General features: G+C 36.6%; 22 protein-coding genes. 10 read left to right on the top strand and 12 right to left on the bottom strand.

What is annotated here, in order from left to right; all coding sequences use genetic code 11:
- Positions 1 to 52 precede the first annotated feature (52 nt).
- Both FNW17_RS13910 and FNW17_RS13915 read right to left on the bottom strand, forming a co-directional pair.
- On the bottom strand, positions 53 to 493 hold the full coding sequence (locus FNW17_RS13910; protein WP_143391379.1) for a KTSC domain-containing protein: 441 nt from the start codon (positions 491 to 493) through the stop codon (positions 53 to 55).
- A 173-nt stretch (positions 494 to 666) separates the two neighbouring features.
- Positions 667 to 915, bottom strand: coding sequence for a hypothetical protein (locus tag FNW17_RS13915; protein ID WP_143391380.1), 249 nt, complete (start codon positions 913 to 915; stop codon positions 667 to 669).
- A gap of 92 nt (positions 916 to 1007) precedes the next feature.
- Between FNW17_RS13915 and FNW17_RS13920 the strand changes: the two genes are divergently transcribed.
- The 7 genes from FNW17_RS13920 to FNW17_RS13945 all read left to right on the top strand — a co-directional run bounded on the left by FNW17_RS13920 (position 1008) and on the right by FNW17_RS13945 (position 6607).
- Complete coding sequence (locus FNW17_RS13920) at positions 1008 to 1550, top strand: hypothetical protein (protein ID WP_144071966.1); 543 nt, start codon at positions 1008 to 1010, stop codon at positions 1548 to 1550.
- On the top strand, positions 1550 to 1702 hold the full coding sequence (locus tag FNW17_RS16390; protein WP_185964836.1) for a hypothetical protein: 153 nt from the start codon (positions 1550 to 1552) through the stop codon (positions 1700 to 1702). Before FNW17_RS13920 ends, FNW17_RS16390 begins: the two co-directional genes overlap by 1 nt.
- 3 nt (positions 1703 to 1705) lie before the next feature.
- The gene (locus tag FNW17_RS13925) at positions 1706 to 1939 is read left to right on the top strand and encodes a hypothetical protein (RefSeq protein ID WP_144071967.1); all 234 of its coding nucleotides are present in this window, start codon (positions 1706 to 1708) and stop codon (positions 1937 to 1939) included.
- Positions 1932 to 2315: a YchJ family protein gene (locus FNW17_RS13930; protein ID WP_143391383.1), complete on the top strand. Its 384-nt coding sequence runs from the start codon at positions 1932 to 1934 to the stop codon at positions 2313 to 2315. Before FNW17_RS13925 ends, FNW17_RS13930 begins: the two co-directional genes overlap by 8 nt.
- Before the next feature lie 238 nt (positions 2316 to 2553).
- Complete coding sequence (locus FNW17_RS13935) at positions 2554 to 3672, top strand: vWA domain-containing protein (protein WP_144071968.1); 1119 nt, start codon at positions 2554 to 2556, stop codon at positions 3670 to 3672.
- 256 nt (positions 3673 to 3928) lie between these two features.
- Positions 3929 to 5386 (top strand): AAA family ATPase, encoded by a 1458-nt coding sequence (locus FNW17_RS13940; RefSeq protein WP_144071969.1) that lies wholly within the window; start codon positions 3929 to 3931, stop codon positions 5384 to 5386.
- 369 nt (positions 5387 to 5755) lie between these two features.
- Positions 5756 to 6607 (top strand): EamA family transporter, encoded by an 852-nt coding sequence (locus FNW17_RS13945; RefSeq protein ID WP_143391386.1) that lies wholly within the window; start codon positions 5756 to 5758, stop codon positions 6605 to 6607.
- 8 nt (positions 6608 to 6615) lie between these two features.
- Here FNW17_RS13945 and FNW17_RS13950 read toward each other — a convergent pair whose 3' ends face one another.
- From FNW17_RS13950 to FNW17_RS13970, 5 genes are all read right to left on the bottom strand, one after another.
- Positions 6616 to 7476, bottom strand: coding sequence for a protein-glutamine glutaminase family protein (locus FNW17_RS13950; RefSeq protein ID WP_143391387.1), 861 nt, complete (start codon positions 7474 to 7476; stop codon positions 6616 to 6618).
- Positions 7477 to 7543: 67 nt separating this feature from the next.
- Positions 7544 to 8413 (bottom strand): transglutaminase family protein, encoded by an 870-nt coding sequence (locus FNW17_RS13955; RefSeq protein WP_143391388.1) that lies wholly within the window; start codon positions 8411 to 8413, stop codon positions 7544 to 7546.
- A complete protein-coding gene (locus tag FNW17_RS13960) occupies positions 8403 to 10994 on the bottom strand; it encodes a circularly permuted type 2 ATP-grasp protein (protein ID WP_143391389.1) in 2592 nt (863 codons plus the stop codon). Before FNW17_RS13960 ends, FNW17_RS13955 begins: the two co-directional genes overlap by 11 nt.
- Before the next feature lie 378 nt (positions 10995 to 11372).
- Entirely contained in the window at positions 11373 to 14783 is a 3411-nt protein-coding gene (locus FNW17_RS13965; RefSeq protein ID WP_144071970.1) for a transglutaminase family protein, read from the bottom strand.
- Between the two features lie 453 nt (positions 14784 to 15236).
- Positions 15237 to 15959: a GYF domain-containing protein gene (locus tag FNW17_RS13970; protein WP_144071971.1), complete on the bottom strand. Its 723-nt coding sequence runs from the start codon at positions 15957 to 15959 to the stop codon at positions 15237 to 15239.
- A gap of 317 nt (positions 15960 to 16276) precedes the next feature.
- Here FNW17_RS13970 and FNW17_RS13975 point away from each other — a divergent pair, with 317 nt between their 5' ends.
- A complete protein-coding gene (locus FNW17_RS13975) occupies positions 16277 to 16975 on the top strand; it encodes a DUF1826 domain-containing protein (RefSeq protein ID WP_143391392.1) in 699 nt (232 codons plus the stop codon).
- 182 nt (positions 16976 to 17157) lie between these two features.
- On the opposite strand, the gene mnmE is transcribed toward FNW17_RS13975, so the two are convergent.
- The gene (gene mnmE, locus FNW17_RS13980) at positions 17158 to 18552 is read right to left on the bottom strand and encodes a tRNA uridine-5-carboxymethylaminomethyl(34) synthesis GTPase MnmE (RefSeq protein ID WP_144071972.1); all 1395 of its coding nucleotides are present in this window, start codon (positions 18550 to 18552) and stop codon (positions 17158 to 17160) included.
- Between the two features lie 434 nt (positions 18553 to 18986).
- Between mnmE and FNW17_RS13985 the strand changes: the two genes are divergently transcribed.
- Together FNW17_RS13985 and FNW17_RS13990 are read left to right on the top strand one after the other, a co-directional pair.
- The gene (locus tag FNW17_RS13985) at positions 18987 to 20759 is read left to right on the top strand and encodes a MutS-related protein (protein ID WP_144071973.1); all 1773 of its coding nucleotides are present in this window, start codon (positions 18987 to 18989) and stop codon (positions 20757 to 20759) included.
- Positions 20760 to 20926: 167 nt separating this feature from the next.
- Positions 20927 to 21757, top strand: a complete 831-nt coding sequence (locus FNW17_RS13990) for a universal stress protein (protein WP_144071974.1) — start codon at positions 20927 to 20929, stop codon at positions 21755 to 21757.
- 81 nt (positions 21758 to 21838) lie between these two features.
- On the opposite strand, the gene dnaN is transcribed toward FNW17_RS13990, so the two are convergent.
- The 4 genes from dnaN to FNW17_RS14010 all read right to left on the bottom strand — a co-directional run bounded on the left by dnaN (position 21839) and on the right by FNW17_RS14010 (position 25867).
- On the bottom strand, positions 21839 to 22957 hold the full coding sequence (gene dnaN, locus FNW17_RS13995; protein ID WP_143391396.1) for a DNA polymerase III subunit beta: 1119 nt from the start codon (positions 22955 to 22957) through the stop codon (positions 21839 to 21841).
- A gap of 116 nt (positions 22958 to 23073) precedes the next feature.
- Positions 23074 to 24759 carry a gliding motility-associated ABC transporter substrate-binding protein GldG gene (gldG, locus tag FNW17_RS14000; protein WP_143391397.1) on the bottom strand — a complete coding sequence of 562 codons (1686 nt, stop codon included), beginning with the start codon at positions 24757 to 24759 and terminating at the stop codon, positions 23074 to 23076.
- Entirely contained in the window at positions 24759 to 25484 is a 726-nt protein-coding gene (gene gldF, locus FNW17_RS14005) for a gliding motility-associated ABC transporter permease subunit GldF (RefSeq protein ID WP_143391398.1), read from the bottom strand. The genes gldG and gldF overlap by 1 nt, the downstream gene beginning before the upstream one ends.
- An 86-nt stretch (positions 25485 to 25570) precedes the next feature.
- Complete coding sequence (locus FNW17_RS14010; protein WP_143391399.1) at positions 25571 to 25867, bottom strand: putative quinol monooxygenase; 297 nt, start codon at positions 25865 to 25867, stop codon at positions 25571 to 25573.
- Positions 25868 to 25885: the final 18 nt, after the last annotated feature.

Below are 25885 nucleotides of genomic sequence, written 5' to 3' on the forward strand. Positions count from 1 at the left end.
ACACAAAAACACCCCTAAAAGGAGTGTTTTTTGTTAAATCTAATTATAAAAACTAATCTTGGTTAAGTGTTTTTCTCCAAGTAAATGCATTTAAAATGTGTCTTTTTGCAAATCTTCCAGGTGAATCGGCGTTTACCATTTTTACATAAGTAGCTTTTGGCACACTAATGTACTCATAAACACTACCATTAGAGAAATTAATAATCAACCGCCCTTCAACAAATTTGTAATCTGTAATGGTCGATGTTGAGATAGTCTCTGTGTATTCTGGTAAGTTTGATTTGGTAGTTTCAGGATTGATACTGACCAAAAAGTGGTAGGCTTCAATAATTTTTTTACTGTTTTCTTCGGCAGCTTTCAAACCCTCATCATCACCTTGAAATTTATCTGGATGTGCATCTTTCATCGCATTGCGATATATGGTTTTCAAATCTTTTAATTCTACAGTTTTTTCTACATTTAGTAGCTTTCGGTATTCAACTATTTTTTTCATAAAAGGGTAACTTGTTGTCTTTTAATGTGAAACCAATACAATAAAGGTTCAAAATCGACAATTTTTTGCAAAGGTACACTTTTTTTTAAGTTTTCAATTTTTGACTTAAAAAAAAACAGTAATTAGAATTTTTCGGGATGATTTTAGAAGCCTAAAACAGTTAAAACAAAAAACTATTGTTGTGGTTTATTATTGGCTTTATCGAAGTTCTTAGACTTTTTTGGATACTTGTTGTAGTTGATGTCGCTTGGATTTTCAATAACTGATTTAATGGTAATCAAGTCGCCAAGTTTGTGATTGGCCACCGCCATTTTATAATCCAATAAATATTCGCCACAAAAAAAGTTATTGTTTTCGTCTTGTTCCATTATTCCGGTATAAACTCCTTTTTGCATCATTTTTTCTTCTGAAGACTTGGTCATAATCAATATGTTTTAATGAAATTCTTGGTTGCAAAGTTAATCAATTAATGTTTGTCTTGCATAGTTTTGCACATTCTGATTATCTTTGCCCAATGGAGCAACTATTTCGACCATGTCCTAATTCTTTTAAAAACACCTTTTGTGTTTTCCAAGAAGTGCTTCCTATCCAAATTGAAAATTTGAAACTGCAATACGACAGTAAATCGGGTAGTAAATATTTTTATACCAAAGAAGGAATGTTTCGATGGTCAAATCATTGGGGAAGATTGGCTAATAGCAAATGGAGATTGGAGCCGATGGAACCCGAAACAGATTCTAAATTTAAAATTGGTTATGCTGCCTGGAACGAATTTTATCCCGACAATGCCGATGAAGAATTGTATTATTTAGAAGCGAATTACAGCAAAAACACGGTCAATTACCAACACAAAAATAATCCGAATTACAATTATAAAGCCATACTCAGAACTAGTTTTGAGACAACCAAAAAAATCAAGCAAATCCGGAATTTATTGACATTAACGTCTTGGGCAAAATACTTTGAATATGACGATTTAGTCGACTTGAGAAAAGAAATAATAGAACAATTGATTTACACCAATAAAACCTTGGACGAAATAAAAAGAGAACTATAATGGGAAGAAATAACGAAAGAAATATCAAAATACACAACGATAAGTTGCACAAAGAACAGGATAAAGTAAAAGCGGCCAAAGTATTGCGCAAAGAAAAATTGAAGCTAATCGTGAAAAAATTCAATGAAGATAAATCATCGGAAAATAATTAATTTATGGAAAAGAGTCAGTTTGAAGAATTAAAAAACGGGGTTCAGGAAATTATAGATTTAATAGTGGCCAAACACAATAAAGCAGCCAACAATAAACTATTGGAAATCAGCGAAAAACTCGATGATTTCTTAGATCATTCAGACGAAGACGAGGATCTAATCGAAATTAGTAAATACCAAGTTTTGCTAAATCAATTGTTTCAAAAAATCAATCCAGAAGAAGTAGAAGGTGAATAATTCAGCGCTTTGTTTTTGTGGTTCGGCAATTTCTTTTCAAGCTTGTTGTCAAAAACATATCGATGGAAGGGAGAAAACTTCAACCGCTTTAGCATTAATGAAATCTAGATATTCTGCTTATGCCACGAATCAAGCAGATTATTTATGGGAAACAACTCATAGTTCACAGCGAAAATTCTATTCCAAAACCGATATTTCGCAGTGGGCTACAGCCAATGAGTGGCAAAAACTCGAAATTATTTCCGCTACAGAAAATACGGTGGAATTTAAAGCCTATTATTTGGATGAAAACAAACTAAACCAAATTCATCACGAATTTTCTACTTTCAAAAAAGAAAACGGAACTTGGTTTTATGTGGATGGTAAGTTTTATTAAAAGATTTTTGATTATAGATTAACAATTCTTGACCCGAGTCCCAGCCTGCGGACGAACTGGCGAAGCATTTTAAATTTTTGTATAAAGAAAATTGTTTCGTTTTCAGCGACTAGCAAATTTGCTCCCGAAACTTCGGGACTAAAATTTGCAATCTAAAATCACCAATCATTCCCTTTTAACTAAAAATTAATATATGTTTGGCTTCAGTTCTTTTTAAAATAATGTAATTTTAAAAAATATGAAAGATACCATCAAAAAAGGATTTTATTTCAAGACATACGAAGCGCCATTTCAGTCTCCGTTTGAGAAACTCTTTGCGATTTTCAAGGAGTTAATCACGCATACTTCGGGAGATTTTGATGAAGCTATCGACTGGTTACGGGAATTAGACAAAGAATACAAACTCACGGATTCCGCATATACCATAGATGATTTTATCGAAGATTTAAAGAAAAAAGGATACATCCGCGACGAACTCAAAGACGATGGAACTACAGGAACAGGAATTACTGCCAAGACGGAAAGAGCCATTCGTCAACAAGCTTTAGACAATATTTTCGGAAATCTTAAACGTTCAGGAAGTGGCAATCATAAAACCAAACACGCCGGAAATGGCGATGAGCATACGGGAGAATTTCGGGAATTTCATTTCGGTGACGGATTGGAACGAATTTCCTTAACCGAAAGTTTACGCAATGCTCAAATCAATAACGGAGTAGCCGATTTTATGCTAACCGAAAACGATTTGGTGGTCGAAGAAACTCAATACAAATCCCAAATGAGCACGGTTTTGATGATTGACATCAGCCACAGTATGATTTTGTACGGCGAAGATCGAATCACCCCAGCCAAAAAAGTCGCAATGGCACTGGCCGAATTAATCACGACGCGTTATCCCAAAGATACTTTGGATATTCTCGTTTTCGGTAACGACGCTTGGACAATTGCCATTCGGGATTTACCGTATCTGAAAGTAGGTCCTTATCATACCAATACCGTGGCGGGCTTGCAATTGGCAATGGATTTACTCCGCAGAAAACGAAATACCAACAAGCAAATTTTTATGATTACCGACGGCAAACCGAGTTGCGTTCGAGAAAAAGACGGTTCGTATTATATGAACAGCAACGGCCTCGATGAATACATTGTCGATAAATGCTACAACGAAGCCCAACAAGCCCGAAAATTGCACATTCCCATCACCACTTTTATGATTGCCAAAGACCCGTATTTACAGCAATTTGTAAATAAGTTTACCGAAGCCAACCAAGGAAAAGCATTTTATACCGGATTGAAAGGTCTGGGCGAAATGATTTTCGAAGATTATGAAACCAACAGGAAAAAAAGAATAAAATAATTTTGGGCGTTACCACAAGGGTCGGGCTATTCGTTTCAATCTTTTTTCGGCGAAAAGCCTCAAAAAGGATTTCCACTTCTATCCCGAACGCAAACTTTAACAATAAATCAATTGCAATAAAATTATAAAATAACGGACTATTATTTAGATGCAGTCCTAGCTCCCCTCTTGAGAGGGGCTGGGTTGTGTTTTTTCAAAAACCTGTTGTTCAAAACATATTTTAAACATTAATAACAATTTCAATTAAAAACAATCAATGAACAACATAAACACACTAGGCGAATTAAAGAAATCAGGATACCAAAGCAAAAGTATCAAAGACGAATTGCGTCATAATTTACGAGAGAAAATCAAATCGGGACACCCCACATTCGAAGGTGTTCACGGTTTTGAAAACACGGTAATTCCAGAGTTGGAACGCGCTATATTATCACGTCATAACATCAATTTATTGGGACTTCGCGGTCAAGCCAAAACCCGATTGGCGCGTAAAATGATTGAATTGTTAGACGAATACATTCCGTTTGTAACGGGTTCTGAAATTAATGATGATCCGTTGCATCCAATTTCTCGTTTTGCTAAAGATGTAATTGCTGAAAAAGGAGATGCCACTCCAATATCTTGGTTGCACCGAAGCGAACGTTTTTTCGAAAAGCTAGCAACGCCAGATGTTACCGTTGCCGATTTAATAGGCGATGTTGACCCAATAAAAGCGGCTAATTTAAAACTATCTTATGCCGATGATCGAGTGATTCATTTCGGTATGATTCCAAGAGCGAATCGCAGTATTTTTGTCATCAACGAATTACCTGATTTGCAAGCAAGAATTCAAGTAGCTTTGTTCAATATTTTACAAGAAGGCGATATTCAGATTCGGGGTTTCAAACTAAGAATGCCACTCGATATGCAATTTATTTTCACCGCAAATCCTGAAGATTATACCAATCGGGGTAGTATTGTAACACCATTAAAAGATAGAATTGGTTCTCAAATCCTTACACATTATCCGGAAACTATCAAAATAGCAAGAACGATTACAGAGCAGGAAGCTAAATTGGATGTTGTCCAAAGTGATTTGGTGTACGTTCCTTCATTAGCCAGAGATTTATTAGAACAAATCAGTTTTGAAGCCCGTGAAAGCGAGTTTATCGACAACAAAAGTGGCGTAAGTGCCCGATTGAGTATAACCGCTTTCGAAAATTTATTAAGTACCGCCGAACGTCGTGCTTTGAAATCTGGAGTGGACAAAACCGTTTTACGTTTGTCTGATTTTATGGGAATTATTCCAGCGATTACAGGAAAAGTAGAATTAGTTTATGAAGGAGAGCAGGAGGGAGCAGCGGTTGTTGCGCAACATTTAATTGGTAATGCGATTCACACCTTCTTCCCAGCCTATTTTCCAAAAATAGAAAAATTGGAAAAACCAGATGAAAAAACGCCATATTCAGACACTTTAGAATGGTTTTTTGCCGAAAGTGGTTTCGAATTATTGGACGATAGCTCGGACAAGGAATACAAAAATATTCTGGATGAAATTGCTCCATTAGAAATTTTAATTAAAAAATACCACCCTCAATTAGCAAAAGAAGACAGTTATTTTATGAAGGAATTTATTCTTTGGAGCTTAGTAGAATATAAAAAATTAAGCAAAGACCGGGTGTCCGAAGGCTATCAGTTCAAGGATTTGTATGGCAGTTATATTAGTAAATTGTAAATTATATAAAGGGTTTGGTTGTGTTCCAAACCCTTTTTAGTTTCTCGAATAATCAAATAAATTAAGTTTAAAAAAATCTGCGACCCTAGCGGTCAATGTCATTAAGTTAAGGGATTTTGTTGATGATTTTGTCATTCTGACGAAGGAAGAATCTCAACAAACGTGAGCAACTAACACGAGATTGCTTCGCCTGTTCGCTTTCGCTCGAGTCCTCATTCGTCAGAATGACAAATAAAGTTGAAATTAATGATATTGCCCGAGCGGTAGCGAACAGACAAAGCAATCTGAGGTAAAAAATAACTCAAGCGTTTGTTATAATAGTAAGGCGTATTCATATAAATACTAATTTTACCAGGAAATTATCAATCTATGGTATTCCTGATTTTAAGTATTATTTGCAGTGTGAGTGTTGGAGCAATCTTTAAAGTAGCACGCAATTATTCCATTAATGTTACGCAAATTGTTGCTACAAATTATTTCTTTGCATTGGCACTTTGTTACTTCTTTTTCAGTCCAGACCTTACTACCGTTGGAACCAATGCTCCTTGGGCAATATATATAACATTGGGGATTTTGTTGCCGTCCATTTTCCTTGTTTTGGCGGCTTCCATAAAACATTTGGGAATTGTAAAAACCGATGCGGCACAACGCCTTTCGTTATTCATTCCTATTTTGGCAGCTTGGCTAATTTTTGGAGAAAAATTCAATGCCCTAAAAATAACCGCTTTTGGGATTGCTTTTCCTGCCTTGCTCCTTATTTTAACCAAACCTACAGACAATACTAAAAACAAATGGATCTATCCGGCCTTGGTTTTACTTGGATTCGGATTGATTGACATTCTGTTCAAACAAATTGCCTTATTTACGAATTTGCCCTATACCACTTCCTTGTTTGTCGTTTTTACAATGGCTTTGACAATAATGGTCTTGGTTGTTGCATTCGAAATGGGCTTCAAAGAGGCAAAATTAAATCCTAAAAACCTGCTTTTTGGAAGCTTGGTAGGTGTTTTCAATTTTGGCAATATTCTGTTCTATTTGAAAGCACATCAATCCTTTGCCGAAAATCCTTCGACTGTTTTTGCGGGAATGAATATGGGTGTAATCATCCTAGGCAGCTTAACGGGCATCTTTATTTTTAAAGAAAAACTTTCCAAAATGAATTATGTGGGTTTGTTTTTGGCTTTAATAGCGATTGTATTAATTGTATTGTCCCAGCAATAATACCCAAATTACTTACTGTTATTGTTGATGATTTCGTTTAAGGAAGCGAGAGAGGCTTGCCATTTGTTGAGATTCAAAAAATAAAGTTCTCGGTATTTGGTGATGATATTTTGATGTTTGAATTGAAAGTCGTTATTCATTTCGTAATTCCAATTATTGTCCCTGAAAATGGTTTCAAAATTGAAGACATTGCCCACCAACATTTTATAATCATCAACCAAATCTAAATTGATTTTTGAATGAAGTAACGGCTTAATTTCAGAATTATAAAAAGCCATAGCGGTTTCGTTTACAGCCAATCCTTGTTCGATCCAATGTTGCTCTAAAGCGGCATCTTCGTATTTGAAAAAATCCGTAATCAACTTGTCCGAAAACCAATCGGGTAGCTGAACATTGGGTTGGATGGCCGTAGAAGAACCATTCGAATGGTTTTGAATTTGCGAATTGGGAATCATCGAGGAATTGTACAAATACCAGTCCGAATCCATAATCAAATAAATGAGTTTTCGGGTTCTGAGTTTGGCAAGCCAAGTCCTATAACGCACTATATTTTTAGGAAATAATCCTGGGTCAATAACCATTTTGCGTACTTTATTACCAATTCGAACTTGAAGAATTGGCGCCACGTGATAACCCCAATCGATTTTTCCGGTCGGGGTAATATTTTTTTTATCGGTAAATGAGATCAAACGGGAGCTATTCATTGAATACACCATCGGCGCAAAGGCCCATATTTTGCCACATTGATAGCCTTTAGTTTCTAAATAAGTTCGGATATAATGTGAAATATTATGGCAATTGGCTTGCTGATACCCAAATGGTAATTCCAATTGCATAATTTCAGCAAATAGAATGTTGGCAGTTTCCAAATCTATTACAGAAGCTTTTCTAGGCGTTAAAAGTGGGATTTTTTTGATGGGAAATATTTTATAAAATTTAAATCAAAGGTATAACATCCACTTCAACTTTCACCTTATGATCGCCAGAACTAAAAATAATTCCTTTCATCGGCGACACATCGGCAAAATCTCTTCCGTAGGCCGTAACAATATGGCGTTGTTGCGGAATCATATTATTGGTAGGGTCAAATTCGCACCAGCCCATCTCTGGAATGTAAACCGATATCCAAGCGTGTGAAGCGTCGGAACCTTCTAGTTTTATTTTTCCTTTTGGTGGCAAAGTTTCGATATAGCCGCTTACATATTTTGCGGGAATACCAACACTTCGTAAACTGGCAATTGCTAAATGGGAAAAATCTTGGCAAACACCTTTTCGCTCTTTAAGCACCGTTTTTAGTGGTGTATTGACATTGGTTGCACCCGATTTAAACTGAAATTCGGTGTATATTTTTTTGATTAAATCCCAAACGGCTTCAAAAAGGGACACATTAGGAAGCAAACAAGTTTCGGCAAAAGCCACAATTTCTTCATCCCAACTAATGTATTGACTCGGCAATTGGTATTGCAAAACTTCGGTTTTGAGGGCTATGTCGGTTTTAAATTTTTCTCTGGCTTCCTCACAAGTAATAGTGTTAAAAAGTTGTACAGCATTGTTAAGCACTTCAACCTCACTCGAAACAATAACTTTTAGTGACTTATGCGATTCGTGAAGCGAAAAATAATGTTGAATGTTTCCAAAATAATCCGTGCGAGAATATATTTTTGCAGGTTTTGGCTCTATCTCTAATTTGAAATTATGGCATATTTGTTTGGCAGAATTTCGAGGTTGAAGGCACAGAATACTTTGGTAATTATGTACTGAATTTACGTACGTATAAAGAGTTTGATGTCTTAATTTATATTTCATCGGAGTCGTTGTTTTCTATGGTGTCTAAAACGGAATGTTGCATCACAGAATGGTTGAAATACAAACTCGATAAATTGTTGGAAACATTGCAAATTAATTCAAAAACTTTGGAGAGCGTTTCGTCTAATTCGAAGCGAAATTGAGTTTCTGAATCGACTAATATGAGATTATCGGCATCGATTAATTTGACAATTGTACTGGCTTCCAAAGCTGATTTCTCGGCAATACTCAATCGATGAGTGTCGTTTGTTTTGGGTAATTTCGAAAGATAATACGAAAGCGTATCCAATAAATAAGAAAGCGTGTAAGGCAAGTTTTTTTCTAAAAAAATCATACTGATAACGGCTTTCAAACTCAAATGTGATTTGTAAATATTGCGATATTGTGCCAATAAATGATGATTTTCTAAAATGGCTTCCATCAAAAGAGCCTCTTCTTCTTCGGTTTTTTTAAAATTCAAAGTAGAACGAAAAACAGAGAGTAGAGATAAAATTCGCTCTACATTTTTTCCTGCTTCCAACAAATAAAATCCATTGTCCCGAGGCAAAGTTTCGTTGATATTGCCATAAAATGAAAACAGTCGAATGTGTAATTTATCCAAACCGTGGTTTACATAATTAATGTTGTTGGTATTGATGTTTTTTAAAGCATAAAGACTATCCTCGACCAAGTTGATGATGCGTCGGGTATCGTGATTCCATTTTTCACTCACCTGATTAATGGTGTTAAGCAGCGATTGCAAATTATAGACTACCGAACCCGGTTTTGTAGGATCATTAATCAAAAACAATAGTTCGGCAATGGGGTCTTCAAAAATGGCTTCATTATCAAATTCTTCCCCTTTTTTTGGCTCTTTGCCAACAAATCCGGGATAAGTTTGAGTCAAGTGCGTTAATGATTTTAATAAAACTACTAAAAATTCGGGCTGTTTATTGCCGTGTTTGGTTACGTTTTCGTTGAGTCTGTTCAGAATTATTTTAAGAAAACTACGCAACGCCATGGTTCTTTCGCACAAACGCCCCAGCCAAAATAAATTTTCAGCATTTCGGCTCGTCAACGAGTTATTGAGTTGATTATTCGTGTTTTTTCGTTCAACCGGTTTCTCTAAATATTCTGTTGGTGTATCCGAAATAATCCAAGTATCTTTTGAGATACCGCCCAATTGGTTCGAAATTTCAAACTTTCCTTTTACGGCGGAACTTCGGGTCAAACCACCTTGCATCACTTTGTAGTCGGTACCATCAGCAATCAAAAAAGCGCGAAGAGCTGCAAAACGAGGTTCTATGACTCCATCGATAAAGGAGGGAGTTGTCGATAAACTCACTTCTTCTTGCGCCACATAATCTTTTGGACTTTCAAGAATCAGATTTTTTAATTCGGCGAGTTTTTCTATAGTCAACAAGCGTCCGTAAATGGATCTAAACCCTTGTTTCCGATTGGTTTTCTTAATGATTAACTTGGGTAAATTTTCTAAAACAAATTTCAACTCTTTGGCTTGACCACACCACCAGGTAGCCACCGAGCTCATTAGTAAAGGCTCTTTTAATAAAAACTTACAGGCATTTTGCATAAATGCCATCAATCCATAATTTTCTAAAACACTCGTTCCAGGAGGATTCATAACCGCAACATTTCCTAAACGAATTACTTGTAATAAACCCGGAATTCCTAGCAAAGAATCTCTACGCAATTCTAGTGGATCACACCATTCATCGTCCAAACGTTTGATAATAACATCCACTCGTTCCAGTTGGTCAATCGATTTTAGCCATACAAAACCATCTCGAACCAACAAATCGTTTCCTTGCACAAGTGTGTATCCTAAATAAGAAGAAAGGTACACGTGTTCAAAATAGGTTTCGTTTCCAGGTCCCGGAGTCAGGAAAACGACATTTGGATTTTCATTGCTATTGTTTCCGAGGGAGTCAACCGTTTGTTGCAATTGACTAAAATAGGGTGAAAGTCGCTTTCTATAGGTTTTTTTATTGAGCTCTGGAATCACCTTACTCATTACAATTCTATTTTCAAGAGCATATCCCGCCCCAGAAGGAGCTTGGGTTCTATTGTCTAATAGCCACATTTTTCCATCAGGACCACGAGCTAAATCAACGGCATAATTGAGTAATTGTTTGTCGTGTTTTTGTCTAATGTCAAAACAAGGTAAGAGAAAACCCGAGTTGTCAAAAACCAATTCGGCTGGAATAATGGCGTTTTTAATCAATAATTGAGGTCCGTAAAGATCTTTCAAAATCAAATCCAACAATCGTGCTCTTTGCTTTAAACCTTCTTCTATGGTTTTCCATTCCGATTCGTGAATCAGAAACGGAATAGGATCCAGTTTCCAAGCACGATTCGACTCTTTATTAGAACCATAAACATTATAAGTAACTCCGTTTTCCTTTAATTTCTTTACAATTTCCTGATTGCGTAATTCTAGTTCGTCTATGCCTATATCTTCTAAAGTATCAAAAAGACCCTGCCAATAGGGCTTTACTTGACCATTTTGGTCAAGAACTTCGTCGTAAGTATTGATGCTTTCTTTATAGGTTTGGAGTAATCCCAATGAATTATCTTGAATCATTTGTTAATCTTAATGAATTTCTTTTTTTAGCCTTGCAAAATACTAGTTTTTAATGGAACAACAATTAATTATTAAATAAAACGGACCCTCGCTTTTAAAAAGTAAGCCACAGATTCACAGATTTTAAAGAGAAATTAATTTATGAGATGAATTCTTGGTTTTAAAAAACGCTTAAAACTATAATATTAAAACCAATTTTTATTATTTAAAATCTGTGAATCTGTGGCGTTTTATTCTTTACAGTTTTATTCTATTTTAAAAGCGAATGTCCTATTAAATAAACTATCTCCTTTGCAACTTTTTTAGATACTTTACCCTCCACTAATTAGTATTTATTCATTTTTATCTGTGTAAATTTGTGCAATCTGTGTCGAAAAACTATTTCTTAGCCACCCAATAATGCCTTAAATCCAAGGTGTTCGGATATTCAGGATTAATCAATTCTATTGGTGTATCGGGTTTTAAATTGGTTTTGTTTTCAGCCACAAATCGCGATACCGTCGGCGTATCAATAACAGGTGCACTTTGTTCCTTGGTGGCCGATGGAGTATGTCCAAAATCCCAAAAACGACTGATTTTCCGCGATTCGGCTTCGTAACTGTTTACAGGAACAGTTTCATAACTTCGTCCTCCGGGATGCGAAACAAAATAAGTACAACCGCCAATTACTTTGTTGTTCCAAGTATCGACAATATCAAAAACCAACGGCACATCAACCCCAATATTAGGATGCAATGCTGATGGTGGATTCCAAGCTTTATAGCGAATTCCAGCTACATATTCACCTTTCGTTCCCGTACTTCGCAACGGAATTCTACAGCCTTTACACAATAAAATATGACGATCTGGAATAATCCCCGATATTTTAACTTGCAACCTTTCTAATGAAGAATCCACAAAACGAGCTGTGCCGTTACTGGATAATTCCTCTCCCAAAACGTGCCAAGGTTCTATTCCCAAACGAATTTCCAGTTGGATATTATCAACCGTAATGCCTCCGTGATGCGGAAACCGGAACTCAAAAAAGGGATCAAACCACGAGATGTCAAAATCATAACCCGCGTCTTTCAAATCATTCACCACATCAATCATATCGAGATAAGCAAAGTGCGGCAACAAGAATTTATCGTGCAATTCAGTTCCCCAACGCACTAGTTTTTTTTCGTAGGGAGTTGCCCAAAATTTGGCGACCAAGGAACGCACCAATAGGTTTTGAACCAAGTTCATATGTTTGTGAGGCGGCATATCAAAAGCACGTAATTCCAATATTCCCAAACGTCCGGTTGGGGAATCGGGAGAATACAATTTGTCGATGCAAAATTCAGTTCTGTGTGTGTTTCCTGTAATGTCGGTGAGTAGATTTCTAAAAATTCGATCGACCATCCAAAAAGGAATTTCTTTGTCTTTCGGAATTTGTTCAAAGGCAATTTCCATTTCATACAAACGCTCGTCACGACCTTCGTCAATTCGGGGCGCTTGGCTCGTTGGCCCAATAAAAGGCCCTGCAAAAAGGTAACTCAACACCGGATGATGTTGCCAATAGGTAATCAAACTGCGCAACAAATCGGGTCTTCTCAACAACGGACTGTCTTCTGGTTTGGAAGCTCCAAGCGTAACGTGATTTCCACCACCAGTTCCTGTATGACGTCCATCGACCATAAATTTATCGGTTCCCAAACGAGAAAGAAAAGCTTCTTCATACAAAGCGGAGGTGTGATCTACAATTTCCTGCCACGATTTGGCTGGATGCACATTCACTTCGATAACACCTGGATCGGGAGTCACCATCATTTTTTCGATGCGGTAATCAGTTTCGGGTTGGTAACCTTCAATACGAACGGGCATTTGTAGTTTTTCGGCAGTCGTTTCTACAGAGGCTATTAGGTCCAAATAGGTTTCCAAATAATCCGTTGGAGGCAAGAAAACATAAATAATGCCATCCCGCTCTTCCACACACATGGCTGTCGAAAAAGTTTCTACTTCAAATAATAGTGACTCTTCTTCTTCTTCTTCTTCTTCTTCGTCCTCTAATTTTGGAGCAACGTGCGCTTTGTAAGCAGCTGATGTGGTTCCATAACGTTCTTCCAAAGATTGATGATAATCGCCCAATGGAGGTAACTCTTCGAATAAACTTCTCGAAACGGGTTGTTCTCTTTTGTTTTTAGACACTTTGGGCAACGATTCCAACGGCAAACGCAAGCCAACAGGGGAGTTCCCGGGAATCAAATAACATTGTCCTCTTCGGAATTCCCATACACAACTGACCCAATTGTGGGTTTCGTGAATCCATTTTAAGGGCAACACAAACCCTGAAGGATTGTTCAATCCTTTTTCCAATAATTTAGCCAAAGTATGGCGCTGAACAGAATCTTTGAGATTAACAGTTAGCGGATCTAAATTGACAGGTAATTTCCCTTCTTCCAAAGCCCAATAAATAGGGTCTTCGTAGGTAGGATTTATATTTTTGGTATCAATGCCCAAGTATTTTGTCAGTTCAATGGCAAAACGTTCGGCATCGTGAAAAGTAAATTTTTTGCCGTCCTCTTTGGCAATCAAAGCGTCATTTTTCCACAATGGCAATCCGTCTTTTCTCCAGTACAAAGCATATTGCCAACGCGGAAATAATTCGCCCGGATACCATTTTCCTTGACCAAAATGCAGCAAACCGCCATGGGCAAAACGACCTTTCAATCGGAGTGCCAAGTCGTAAGCGAGTTTGCGTTTCAAAGGGCCATCGGCAGTAGAATTCCACTCAGGGGATTCAAAATCATCGATAGAAACAAAAGTAGGTTCGCCCCCCATTGTCAATCGGACATCGCCTTCAATCAAGTCTTTTTCGACTACATTACCTACCTCCATAATGTCCTCCCATTGCTTTTCAGTATAGGGTTTGGTCACTCTTGGGTCTTCATAAATTCGGGTTACCGTATTGTCAAATTCAAATTCTACTTGACAAATTTCAGTAGCACCCGTTACGGGAGCGGCACTTTCATAATCGGGAGTACAACTCAGCGGAATATGGCCTTCGCCAGCAAAAAGTCCGGAAGTAGGGTCGAGTCCAATCCATCCCGCTCCAGGCAAATACACTTCGACCCAAGCGTGCAAATCGGTAAAATCATTTTCGGGACCCGATGGACCGTCGAGCGATTTCACATCGGAAGTTAATTGTACTAAATAACCCGAAACAAATCGAGTCGCCAAGCCAATACTACGCAAAGCTTGAACCAACAGCCAGGCAAAATCTCGACAGGAACCGCTTTGTATTTCCAATGTTTCTTCACTGGTTTGTACACCTACTTCGAGCCGGATATTGTAATTCAGGGTTTGAAATACCAATTGATTGGCATAAACCAAAAAATCAACTGTTTTTAAGTCTTTTACTTGAGACAATTGCGCCACAAAAGCATCAAATTTATCCCCTTTTTCTTTTACTTCTAAATACGGAAATAATTCTTTAAACAAATTGTTATCATAACTAAAAGGAAAGGTTTCGGCATATTCTTCGACAAAAAAGTCAAAGGGATTAATCACTTTCAGTTTGGCAATGACTTCTACTTCGACCCTTAATTCGGTTGTAGGTTCGTTAAAAACAACTCTCGCCTGATAATTCCCAAAAGGGTCTTGCTGCCAATTGATAAAATGATTTTCAGGATAAATCTTAAAGGAATAACCTTCAATAACAGTTCGAGAATGAGAGGCTGGTCTAAGCCTAAAAATATGAGGAAATAGCTTTACACTCCGATCAAATTTGTAAGCTGTTTTATGTGAAATGGCTATTTTTATGGACATAAGGAAGTGTTTTTTATAACATGATTTGATAGATACAAATATTGAAAAAAAATCACTAATTATCGAATTTATATGATAATAATTAATTGTATTTGTGTAGAAATAACTCCAAATCGATATTTCTAGGTTTCGATATTGAGAATAACGCAAATTGAATCAAATTGTATTAAAAACAAGCAAGTTTGCTAATAAAACAACTTTTTCACAAAAAACAGAAAGTTCAAAAAGGAGTAACACCTTTTGGATGTCTTTTTATTTTATCAAAAATTGTAGTAGGTGTAAATTTATGATAATTCGTGTATTCGTGGCCCATATTTTTGTATAGCTATCATAAAGTCACCTCTTTGTATGGACTAAAATCCGTAAATTTCTATTTATAAAAAAATATGAAATCTGTGGCTAAACTATCAAAAATTAGTTCAAATCCTAAATTACATCACATTGCATTCGTGTCTATTTCGGTATTTTCTCCATTTCCAATTTCAACTGATCGGATTCGTTTTTTAGTTTGTTTATGATGTTTTTATAAGAATCAATATTTTTTTGCAAGAAATCCATTTGTTTCTTTTTTTCTGAGGCAGATCTCAAAAGCTTGAAACCAGCGGCTTTTTGTAGTTTTTTCTCTGTTTCATCCAAATTGTTTTGGTACTCTACTATAAGTTGCTCAATTTTCGTAAGCCTGTTGCTGGCAGTTTCTTTTTTCGTATTAGCCATTCTTCGGGCATCAATTTGCTCTTGTATGACCGCCTGAATTTTTTCTTCTTCCAATTGTTTTTGTTTCAATTCCAATTGATAATTTTCAATTTCGGTTTTATGATTTTTGATTTTCAACTCTCGGCTTCTATTTTCTTCAATGGTTTTCAAAACTGAGATGCCAATCAATATCACAACAGTTGCACAAACTATTAAAAAGGCATTTTTAGACAAGCCTAGAATTTTGCGTGCTTCTTTATTGGTCTCCACTTTAGTTGCCAGTTCGGGAGTTTCAAAGAGTGGAAAGGCCGGAGGATTTACGGTAAAAAGTTGGTTGAGTTCAGGGATTTCACCAGCCGTTTTCCAGTGCAGCATACCATCAAACCATACAGGGCTGGTTTTGGTAATATTTTTAGCTTTCAATTCTTCTATATCAAAAGGACCGCTGCTTTCAGTTCCGTTGTGTAGATAGTATTTTTTCATAAAATAGGGCTGTAGTATTGCAGTTGAATCGTTTTTTTCAAAGCTACAATCATTTTTTGATATAGCAAAATTTTAAGTGACAGCTAGGACTATTGTTTTGAAAAATCAACAATGCAATAACTCACAACTCACCATCAAAAAGCCGCGCAAATCTGTGCAAACTGTGGCCAGAAATCACATCACGCATTCAACTTGGCATTATCCGCGTTCGAATATCCACAACCTACAACTCCCTACGATTAACCAATTAACACATAACTCCCAACAATTCCTTAATTTTGTACCACATCAAGCAACCAACTTCTTGATTACCTACTATGAGAAATACATTTTCTGGCAACAGCCAAATCGGAATAGTCTCCACTTTTTCTGAACTGGTACATACCGATTTTAAGGAAGCAATGAATGCCCTTTGCTGGTACCGAAATTTGGAAGGCGACTTTGCAGCGATTGTTGAGCAACTGCAATTAAAAGAAAACATAACCGAAGTATTTCCTAAAGACCTATTGGCACTCCAACTATCCGAAAAGGGGAATAGCGCAAGGGAAATAATCTTAAATGATTTCCAATTATTAACCGATTTCGGAGCTTCACCATCTCTTAATTTATTGAAGTGTTACGAACGAGATGAGGAGTTCGATTTCATCTCCACCGATGTGTATTCGTTTCATATAGATCGTTCGCCCATTGCAACGGATACTTTTTTGTGTACCTACCACGGAGCGGCAAGTGATATAATTGCTAATGCCCAAACGGAACAAAAAATACTAATTCCTGAAATCCGAAAAAAACTGACAGCACTACACAACGGCTCAGCGGAGGAATTGGAAGACTTTTTGAAGGAAAACTATTTCGATTTGCATTATCAAGCCCAACCTCATTCAACCCCTATTAATTTAGGATTAGGACATCTTTGGCGTCTGGCGGTGGATCATCCAGAACAACAGGTGCTCCCTTGTATTCACAGAGCACCAATAGAAAAAGAAGGGGAATATCGTTTGTTGTTGATTTGCTAAAATGCAAACTAATTACAGTTTTGAGGAATAATCCGAATTAATAAATTGAATGCGTTGTTACAATTGGAAGAAAAACAGCATTGAAAACGCTTCGAACTGAATTCTAATTAAAGTAGGCACTCGTCAAAGATGATCACCAGAGGGTATTTTAACTCGTTTATTTGTTGTTTTGTGTTGTTTTACTACTTTCCGATACAGAAGTTAGCAAAGATATTTCCCAGCAATTCATCATTGGTAACCTGACCCGTAATCATTCCAAAATGGTACAAGGCTTCTTTAATATCAATTGCCATTAAGTCGCTGGAAAGGTTGGTTTCCAATCCATATTTTACTTTCTGAATCTCGTCCAAGGCTTTTAATAATGAGTCGTAATGTCTTGTATTGGTGACAATTGTCTCATTATTTCGCAAAGCACCCGTATTCACAAAGGAAAGTAACTGCTCTTTCAACGCTTCAACGCCAATATTTTCTTTGGCGGAAATTAAGTTAAGGTTCAGTATTTCAAATTTCAGATGTTCCGCCTCTTTTTCAGAAAGCAAATCCGATTTGTTTCCAACAACAAGTAAGGGTTTCAACGGAAACTGATTCTTAATTTTTTCAATTTCTATTTGGTTCATTTGCAAACTGCCATCTGCCGACTGCAAACTACTGTCTAATAAATAAATAACGACCTGTGCTTGCTCTATTTTTTCGAAAGTCTTCCGAATGCCAATGCTTTCAATATGGTCATCCGTTTCCCGAATTCCCGCCGTATCAATGAATCGGAAGCCAATTCCCCCAATCACCAATTCGTCTTCAATAGTATCCCGAGTGGTTCCCGCAATATGCGAAACAATGGCACGTTCTTCGTTCAACAAAGCATTCAAGAGAGTCGATTTCCCCACATTGGGTTCGCCCACAATCGCCACAGGAATCCCATTTTTGATGACATTCCCCACCGCAAAAGAGTCGATCAAGCGTTTCAACACAAACTCAATCCGATTCAATAATTCACGAAATTGGGTTCTGTCGGCAAAGGATACATCTTCTTCGGCAAAGTCCAATTCGAGTTCAATCAAGGAAGCAAAATTCAATAACTCTTCTCTTAGTTTGGCAATTTCGTTAGAGAAACCACCTCGCATTTGTTGCATTGCTATTTGGTGCGACGCTTCATTATCCGAAGAGATCAAATCGGCAACAGCTTCAGCTTGCGACAAATCGAGTTTACCGTTCAAAAAAGCACGTAAGGTAAATTCTCCAGGGTTCGCCATTCGGCAGCCTTTGCGAAGCAATAACTGAATTATTTGCTGCTGAATATAAGTAGAACCGTGACAGGAAATTTCGATGGTATTCTCACCTGTATAGGAATGAGGTCCTTTGAAAATGGAAACCAGCACTTCATCCAAGGTTTTTTGATGATCAATAATATGCCCCAAATGCAAAGTATGCGATTTTTGCTGGGTTAAATCTTTGTTTTTAATGGATTTGAAAACCGTATTGCCTATGGTAATGGCTTCTTCGCCAGAAATCCGAATAATGGCAATGGCTCCAGCTCCTGAGGGTGTGGCAAGCGCCACTATAGAATCGTTGTGTAACATAGTATTTCGTATTGGGGGCAAAGGTACTAAATCTGTAGAAGTTTCTATTTTAAAATATTTGAAAGCATTTTGGGCGTAAACCAATGCTACATGAATACGTTGTTTTGGGTCTAAATATCGCCCTAGATAAATTCATTTTTTTTAAACGCATAGAAACATAGTTTTTAGTAATTTTAGTAAGACGCTTCGCTTGACTATAGTAAATCATTGCTATGTGAACCCATTAATGGGCTATCCAACTCTTTTTTTTCTATGATTCTATGCGTTTCAATTTTACTATTTCTAAAAAATTAATAATTATACCCTAAAGGTTCTAAATGGTTCTGCTTTACGATCCATCCAATGTAAAAATAGTACAATGCAATAGGACTATTGGTTATAAACTATGGGTATTATACCGCTCAATCCCTATATTTGTATATTATTAGAAAAAAATGGAACCATACCAATCGAGAATTCTTACTTATTCGCAGGAATTAACCAAAACCAAAACCCAATACAATACCATAAGTTTGCTGCGCTTGGCGAGTATTCTGCTCTTTTTAATTTTGGGCTATTACTACATTAAAGAAAGCAATATGTTGCTTTTAGTACTTGCGATTTCCTTTTTGGTCGCTTTTTTCCTCTTGATGCGATGGCATTCTAAGTTGCTTTTTCAAATAAAAATGATGGAGGCCTTGCGTTCCATAAATTCCAACGAAAAGGATTATTTAGAAAACAACCAACTTCCTTTTGAAAACGGGGAGGAGTTTATTGATTTTCAACATCCTTATGGGTATGATTTGGATATTTTTGGGAATCATTCCTTATTTCAAAATTACAACAGAACCGCCACTTATATTGGTAAGAAAACATTAGCCCATCAATGTGTACACTTGCTGTCGAACGAAGAAATCATGCGCAATCAGCAAGCTATAATGGAGTTGGCCGATAAATTAGATTGGCGTCAGGAGTTTTTGGCTTTGGCCAAAATAAGTCAGGACACAAAACAAGCCTATGAAACGGTATTGAAATGGAGTACACACAACAGCACACCATTGTCGAAAGTAAGTGTTGGGATTTCGATTATTTCGCCTTTCCTATTTCTGGGTTTTGCATTGTCTTATTGGATTACATCGAATGTAATATATTTAAACTTCTTGAGCTTTGTATTTGTATTTAATCTAGGTTTTTTAGGTCGGTATATGAAAAGAATGCAAGTCGAAATCGCCCATTCCTCTAATATTGATACAATCATTTCGGACTACGGATTGTTGCTTCAAAAAATTGAAAATGAAGACTTTAAAGCAGATAAATTAATTCATTTGCAAAAGCAGTTGACTTATCAAAAGGAAAAGGCCAGTGTTCATCTCAAACAGTTAGCCAGTTTGTTTTCGAGTATGGATACGATTCAAAATTTAATAACAGGAGTTATATTCAACGGAACATTTTTATTCAATCTGCAAATCTTTAAAGCCTTGATCGTATGGAAAAATCAACACGCCGCAGTACTTGAAAATTGGTTGGTGGTGATTGGCGAATTCGAAATGCTCAACAGTTTGGCGAATGTTTCCTATAACAATCCCGACTTTGTTTTCCCTGTTTTGAATGATCATTATGAAATTTCGTTCTCGAATTTGAGCCATCCGTTGCTTGCTAAAAAAAGTAGGGTAGGGAACGACATCGATTTTCAACCACAATCTTTTATGATTTTGACCGGTTCGAATATGTCGGGCAAAAGTACTTTTCTGAGAAGTCTGGGCATCAATATGGTTTTAACAGGAATGGGAGCAGCGGTCTGTGCTACAAAGGCCAAGGTGCATCCAATACCTGTTTTAGTTTCAATGCGCCTCGCCGATTCTTTGTCGGATAGCGAATCTTATTTCTTTGCCGAAATCAAGCGGTTGAAACAAATCATGGACGAACTCGACCACCAACCTGCATTTGTTTTATTAGACGAAATCCTAAGAGGCACCAATTCTGATGATAAAAGAAACGGCACCATCGAAGTGATTAAAAAAGTGATTGCCAATAAAGCCATTGGTGCCATTGCAACGCACGATATTGAAGTTTGCTTAACTACAAACGAATTCCCAGACATTCTAATCAATAAATGTTTTGAAGTCGAAATAAGAAACAACGACTTGCATTTTGACTTCGTTTTGCGGGATGGTATTTGTAAAAACAAAAGCGCTACTTTCTTGATGAGGAAAATGGGCGTTATTTAATATCAAATTCTTTTGAATTGGTTTTCTATACTCATAATCCATTTTAAACTCTTGAACTCTTAAACTTTTTGTAGTATTAAAGTTATCATAAACATCTCCTAATAGGCATTGATTTTTTTCGTTTTATACTTACCTTTAAGGAATAAAATCACTTAAACTTCATAAAGATGAAAAAGATTTTGTTTCCCACCGATTTTTCCGAAGCTGCAGACAATGCTTTTGTTCACGCTTTGGAGTTTGCTAAAATTGTGAATGCCGAACTCGTTTTATTGCACACCTTTGAATTGCCTGTTTACGACAACCAATTTTTTCCTGAAAATTACAATGTCCTTTTTGATTCGCTTCAATTGTCCGAATTTGAAATGTTTAAAGACGAAATCCCAAAGCTTCACGCTATTGCCGAAAGGCGAAATCTCGATCATATAAAAATGAGCCACAGATTGATGGACGGTAGTTTGATTTTCAACATCAAAAAAGCCATCGAAGAAGAAAATATAGATTTTATTGTGATGGGAACTTCTGGAGCCACTGGTTGGGAAGCCTTTTTCTTGGGAACCAATACGGGCAATGTTTTGACCGCTGTCGATGTGCCTGTTTTGAGTGTTCCATTAGAATCAGAATTCAAGAAAATTGAAACTATTGGTTTCACCACTCGATACAGAGCTAAAGACAAAAAAGCCCTTAAAGAAGTGCTGAAAATTGCCAAAAAAACACACGCAAAAGTAAAATGTTTATATGTAAAAACAAATGATTCCGATGTTTCATCCGCTACCATAAAACAATGGGAAGATGAATTTGAAGGGGAGCCGATTCAGTTTTCAATCATTCCAAGTGACGATGTGCATGACACCATTTTAGATTTTATTTTATTCAAAGACCTTGATGTATTAGCGATGCTTACATACAAAAGAAATTTTTTCGTTGAATTATTTAAACCAAGTTTAACTCAGAAATTTTCAAATAGATTGAACATTCCAGTTTTGGCAATGCACGAATAATATCATTTAACCATAAAAAAAAAGCCACAATTTCAATTGAAATCGTGGCTTTTTAAATATAAATTGGTTTGGTTAGTTCACTTAGTTATTGAGCATTACAGGCATTACCAGCATTGTCACCGTTTCTCCTTCTTCTAATCCATCTACTGGAGTTAGGATTCCGGCTCTGTTGGGCAATGACATTTCGAGCATAATCATATCAGATTGTAAGTTGGTCAACATTTCTGTCAAGAAACGAGAGTTGTATCCTATTTGCATATCGTCGCCTTGATAATCACAAGTCAAACGCTCTTCGGCTTTATTCGAATAATCAATATCTTCGGCAGAAATATTCAATTCGGCACCCGCAATTTTCAACCGAATTTGGTGCGTAGTTTTGTTAGAGAAAATCGCAACACGACGAACTGAATTCAAGAATTGTGTTCTGTCAATCATCAATTTGTTTGGATTTTCTTTTGGAATTACCGCTTCATAATTTGGATATTTTCCGTCAATCAAACGACACATTAGTACATAATTATCGAAAGAAAAAGTAGCATTCGAATCGTTGTATTCAATTTTTATTTCGGCATCTGAAGACCCTAAAATATTTTTCAAAATAGTCAAAGGTTTCTTTGGCATAATGAAATCGGCCACTTGAGAAGCCGTTACATCCGTACGAGCATATTTAACTAATTTGTGAGCATCAGTAGCCACAAAAATCAAACCTTGTGGAGAAAACTGAAAGAAAACACCAGACATAACCGGGCGTAAATCATCGTTTCCAGCAGCAAAAATAGTTTTGCTAATGGCAGTTGCCAAAACATCGGCAGGAACTAAAGTTACTGATGGTTCGTCTAAGTTTACTGCTTTAGGAAACTCTTCTCCTGGAGCATAAGCCAAAGCATACTTTCCAGAATTAGAACTAATTTCTATGGTGCTATTTTCTTGAACAGTGAAAGTCAAAGGTTGTTCCGGAAAAGTTTTGAGGATTTCCAAAAGCAATTTGGCAGGAACAGCAACACTTCCTTTGCTGGTAGAATCGATGTCTAAGGTGGCGGACATTGTAGTTTCTAAATCCGAAGCCGAAACCGTTAATGTTTTATGATCCAATTCAAAAAGGAAGTTGTCTAAAATAGGCAACGTATTGCTACTGTTGATCACATTTCCTAAAACCTGTAATTGTTTTAATAAGTACGAACTCGATACTATAAATTTCATAAGAAGATTATATTTATTTTATTTTTTGGTATTTACTTTGTCTTTATATTCAAAGTACGCTACAGTCTACAAATATATCGTAAACTATCGTAAGAATAAAACTTTTTTTATTAACATTACTTAGCATATTTTTTCTTTCTAAGAAAGGTAAAAACTAGCCCAAAAAGCCCTAAAATAAGCAGTGGAAGCCCGATAGTTAGGATTTGTGTCGTGGTATAACTTTCGTAAACTTTTTCTTTATCTAATAAAGGCAAATCGAGGTCTTTGCTTCGAATGTTAATAAGTCCTGTGTCATCCAATAAATAATTGACACAATTCATCAAGAAATCCTTGTTGTCATACAAATTCGCAGAACGTTGGTCGTAACCCAATTCTACAGGTTGAAAGTTTTTATCCAATTGGTTTCGAATTAAATCGCCATCCGAAATCACAATCATTTTATTATCCTTTCCTTTTGCTTCAAATGTTTTCTGGTCAAAAGGCAACACCCGATTTTCGAACATCGAATGGAACGAACCTTCTAGCAAAACCGAGAGTGGAATATTTCCCGTATTCAAATAATGGCTTGGAGCCGTTTCTTCCTCGACGATATTCAAATTTATTTCCACAGGCGAACCAATTCTCTTCGAATATTGAGACGATTGTAGCAAGACCGTTTTCTTAATTCCATTCTTTAAGGTATCGATTCCACTTGCAAAATCGAACTTGATTCCACCTAAATTTTTTACAATAGGATGTTTACTGATGGGATAAACTTGTGGTGCAAATTTCCAATTGAATTCCTGATATTGTGTGGCACTTCCTTGTTCGCCTGTCGCCAGTTTTACGGGGCTTCCTTGCTCGTCTTTAACTAAATCAGGATTGATTCGAAACCCGTATTTGAAGAACATATCGTTCAAATTCAAATCTCTTGGAAAGGCTAAAGTAGCACCATAATCATTATACAAACTGTCCATTTCCATATTCACTTGATCCACTAACCAGAGTGTTTTTCCACCATTGACGATGAATTGGTCTAAGACTTGTTTCTCGGCATCCGTGAAGGTTTCTGTTGGTTTGGCAATAATAGCCAAGTCGTATTTTTGTAAAGCGTCCAAACTTCCCATTGGGTTTTTAGCTACTGAATCCAAAGTGAAAGGACCTATGTGGTAACTTTCTCGAACCTGCATCAGGAATTTGGCAATTTGTACCTCTTGAAGTTCGCCGTTTCCTTTGATTATGGCTACTTTTTTCTGCTTGTCTTTGGTGATTTTATTGATGCCATCAGCAATGGAATATTCCAAATGTTGCACCGAACCAATCACTTTTTGGGTACTCGAAGCACCCATTATATTTTTCAACAAAGGGATATTGACCTCCTTATTGTTGTAAACGGCTATCGCCCAAGGAAAAACCATCGCTTGTGATTGTTTCCCTTTGTCGTCAACGGTGATGTTTATTGGCGTGAGTCCTTTTATATACAACTCTTTGATGTTGTCCATACTTTCGTCTTCATTTTCCAATGGATCCACGAATTCGAAAATAATATTCTTGTTATACGCTTGAAATTCTTCGAATAAATCTCGGGTTTCGCTTTGCAAACGCTTGAATTCAGCCGGTAAATCGCCTTGCAAATAGATTTTTACATACAACGGATTTTGCACTTGCTTGATGATATTCAAAGAAGCGGTCGAAAGCGTGTATCTTTTGTCTTTGGTTAAATCAAAACGATGGAAAAAATAGCCGCTTACTACGTTTAAAACCAGTAAAATGCCAATGAGAATCAGTAAAGATTGTATGTTGTTTTTCTTGGAAGTTGTCATTACGATTTAATGGATTTTAAATTATAAAAAGTAAAGGAAAGAAACAAGACCGTAATGCTCACAAAATAAATAACATCACGACTATCAATCACGCCACGACTCATACTTTTAAAATGATCCTGCATTCCAATACTTGAAATGAGCCCTTGAAAACTAGGAACTATAGTTGCCAAACTTTCGAATCCAAAGTAGAAGAAAAAACACAAAAACACCGAAACGATGAAAGCGACAATTTGATTTTCGGATAGGGTGGAAGTGAAGATTCCAATGGCGGAATAAGCTGCAATCAAGAATAATAATCCAAAATAAGAACCCATAGTGCTGCCCATATCAATGTTGCCCTCGGGCGAACCCAAACCAGAAATGACACAAACATAAATAAAAGTTGGAATAATTGCCATAACGATCAACAACATTGAACCCAGAAATTTTCCGTTGACGATTTGCCAAATGCTTAAGGGTTTGGTCAACAACAATTCCAATGTTCCCTGCTTCTTTTCATCCGAAAAACTGCGCATTGTCACAGCAGGAATCAGGAAAATCAGAATCCACGGTGCCAACGTAAAAAACGGACTCAAATCGGCAAAACCGCTGTTCAAAATGTTGTATTCTCCTTCGAAAACCCAAAGGAATAATCCATTCCCGATCAGGAAAACGGCAATCACCAAATAACCGATTGGCGAACCAAAAAAGGATTTTATTTCTCTTACTACTATTGATTTCATTTAAATTTTTTGTTTAAAAAGTTTAAGAGTTTAAAGGTTTAAAATTGTTCCTCCTATAAAACAACTTTAAACTATTTTAAACAACATTAAACTAAACTAACCACTTTGTCAACGCTCCACGCTTCGGGTTTGTCGTTGAATAACTTCTTTGTAAATGCCCAAACTTCATTAAAAAGCTCCGATTTTCTATAGTTTTCCAAGTCGTCTTCGGTTTCCCAATAACTGTAGGTAAAGAAAATAAATGGGTTGGTTTTGTCCTGATACAATTCCAATAAACGGTTTCCCGGTGCGTTTCGTATTTTGTCTTTTATGATTTCGAAGTTTTCCAGAAAAGCCGGAATGTTTTCTTCGTGAAAGGACATTTTTACTATTCGTATAAACATGTTTTTTGGTTTAAAGGT

This window comes from Flavobacterium franklandianum (genome assembly GCF_007097365.1).
Classification (GTDB): Bacteria; Bacteroidota; Bacteroidia; order Flavobacteriales; family Flavobacteriaceae; genus Flavobacterium; species Flavobacterium franklandianum.

Excerpts from the sequence above, each read along its gene's own strand:
- FNW17_RS13910 (WP_143391379.1), bottom strand. The coding sequence starts at position 493 with ATGAAAAAAATAGTTGAATACCGAAAGCTACTAAATGTAGAAAAAACT.
- FNW17_RS13915 (WP_143391380.1), bottom strand. The coding sequence starts at position 915 with ATGACCAAGTCTTCAGAAGAAAAAATGATGCAAAAAGGAGTTTATACC.
- FNW17_RS13920 (WP_144071966.1), top strand. The coding sequence starts at position 1,008 with ATGGAGCAACTATTTCGACCATGTCCTAATTCTTTTAAAAACACCTTT.
- FNW17_RS16390 (WP_185964836.1), top strand. The coding sequence starts at position 1,550 with ATGGGAAGAAATAACGAAAGAAATATCAAAATACACAACGATAAGTTG.
- FNW17_RS13925 (WP_144071967.1), top strand. The coding sequence starts at position 1,706 with ATGGAAAAGAGTCAGTTTGAAGAATTAAAAAACGGGGTTCAGGAAATT.
- FNW17_RS13935 (WP_144071968.1), top strand. The coding sequence starts at position 2,554 with ATGAAAGATACCATCAAAAAAGGATTTTATTTCAAGACATACGAAGCG.
- FNW17_RS13940 (WP_144071969.1), top strand. The coding sequence starts at position 3,929 with ATGAACAACATAAACACACTAGGCGAATTAAAGAAATCAGGATACCAA.
- FNW17_RS13945 (WP_143391386.1), top strand. The coding sequence starts at position 5,756 with ATGGTATTCCTGATTTTAAGTATTATTTGCAGTGTGAGTGTTGGAGCA.
- FNW17_RS13955 (WP_143391388.1), bottom strand. The coding sequence starts at position 8,413 with ATGAAATATAAATTAAGACATCAAACTCTTTATACGTACGTAAATTCA.
- FNW17_RS13960 (WP_143391389.1), bottom strand. The coding sequence starts at position 10,994 with ATGATTCAAGATAATTCATTGGGATTACTCCAAACCTATAAAGAAAGC.
- FNW17_RS13965 (WP_144071970.1), bottom strand. The coding sequence starts at position 14,783 with ATGTCCATAAAAATAGCCATTTCACATAAAACAGCTTACAAATTTGAT.
- FNW17_RS13970 (WP_144071971.1), bottom strand. The coding sequence starts at position 15,959 with ATGAAAAAATACTATCTACACAACGGAACTGAAAGCAGCGGTCCTTTT.
- FNW17_RS13975 (WP_143391392.1), top strand. The coding sequence starts at position 16,277 with ATGAGAAATACATTTTCTGGCAACAGCCAAATCGGAATAGTCTCCACT.
- mnmE (WP_144071972.1), bottom strand. The coding sequence starts at position 18,552 with ATGTTACACAACGATTCTATAGTGGCGCTTGCCACACCCTCAGGAGCT.
- FNW17_RS13985 (WP_144071973.1), top strand. The coding sequence starts at position 18,987 with ATGGAACCATACCAATCGAGAATTCTTACTTATTCGCAGGAATTAACC.
- FNW17_RS13990 (WP_144071974.1), top strand. The coding sequence starts at position 20,927 with ATGAAAAAGATTTTGTTTCCCACCGATTTTTCCGAAGCTGCAGACAAT.
- dnaN (WP_143391396.1), bottom strand. The coding sequence starts at position 22,957 with ATGAAATTTATAGTATCGAGTTCGTACTTATTAAAACAATTACAGGTT.
- gldG (WP_143391397.1), bottom strand. The coding sequence starts at position 24,759 with ATGACAACTTCCAAGAAAAACAACATACAATCTTTACTGATTCTCATT.
- gldF (WP_143391398.1), bottom strand. The coding sequence starts at position 25,484 with ATGAAATCAATAGTAGTAAGAGAAATAAAATCCTTTTTTGGTTCGCCA.
- FNW17_RS14010 (WP_143391399.1), bottom strand. The coding sequence starts at position 25,867 with ATGTTTATACGAATAGTAAAAATGTCCTTTCACGAAGAAAACATTCCG.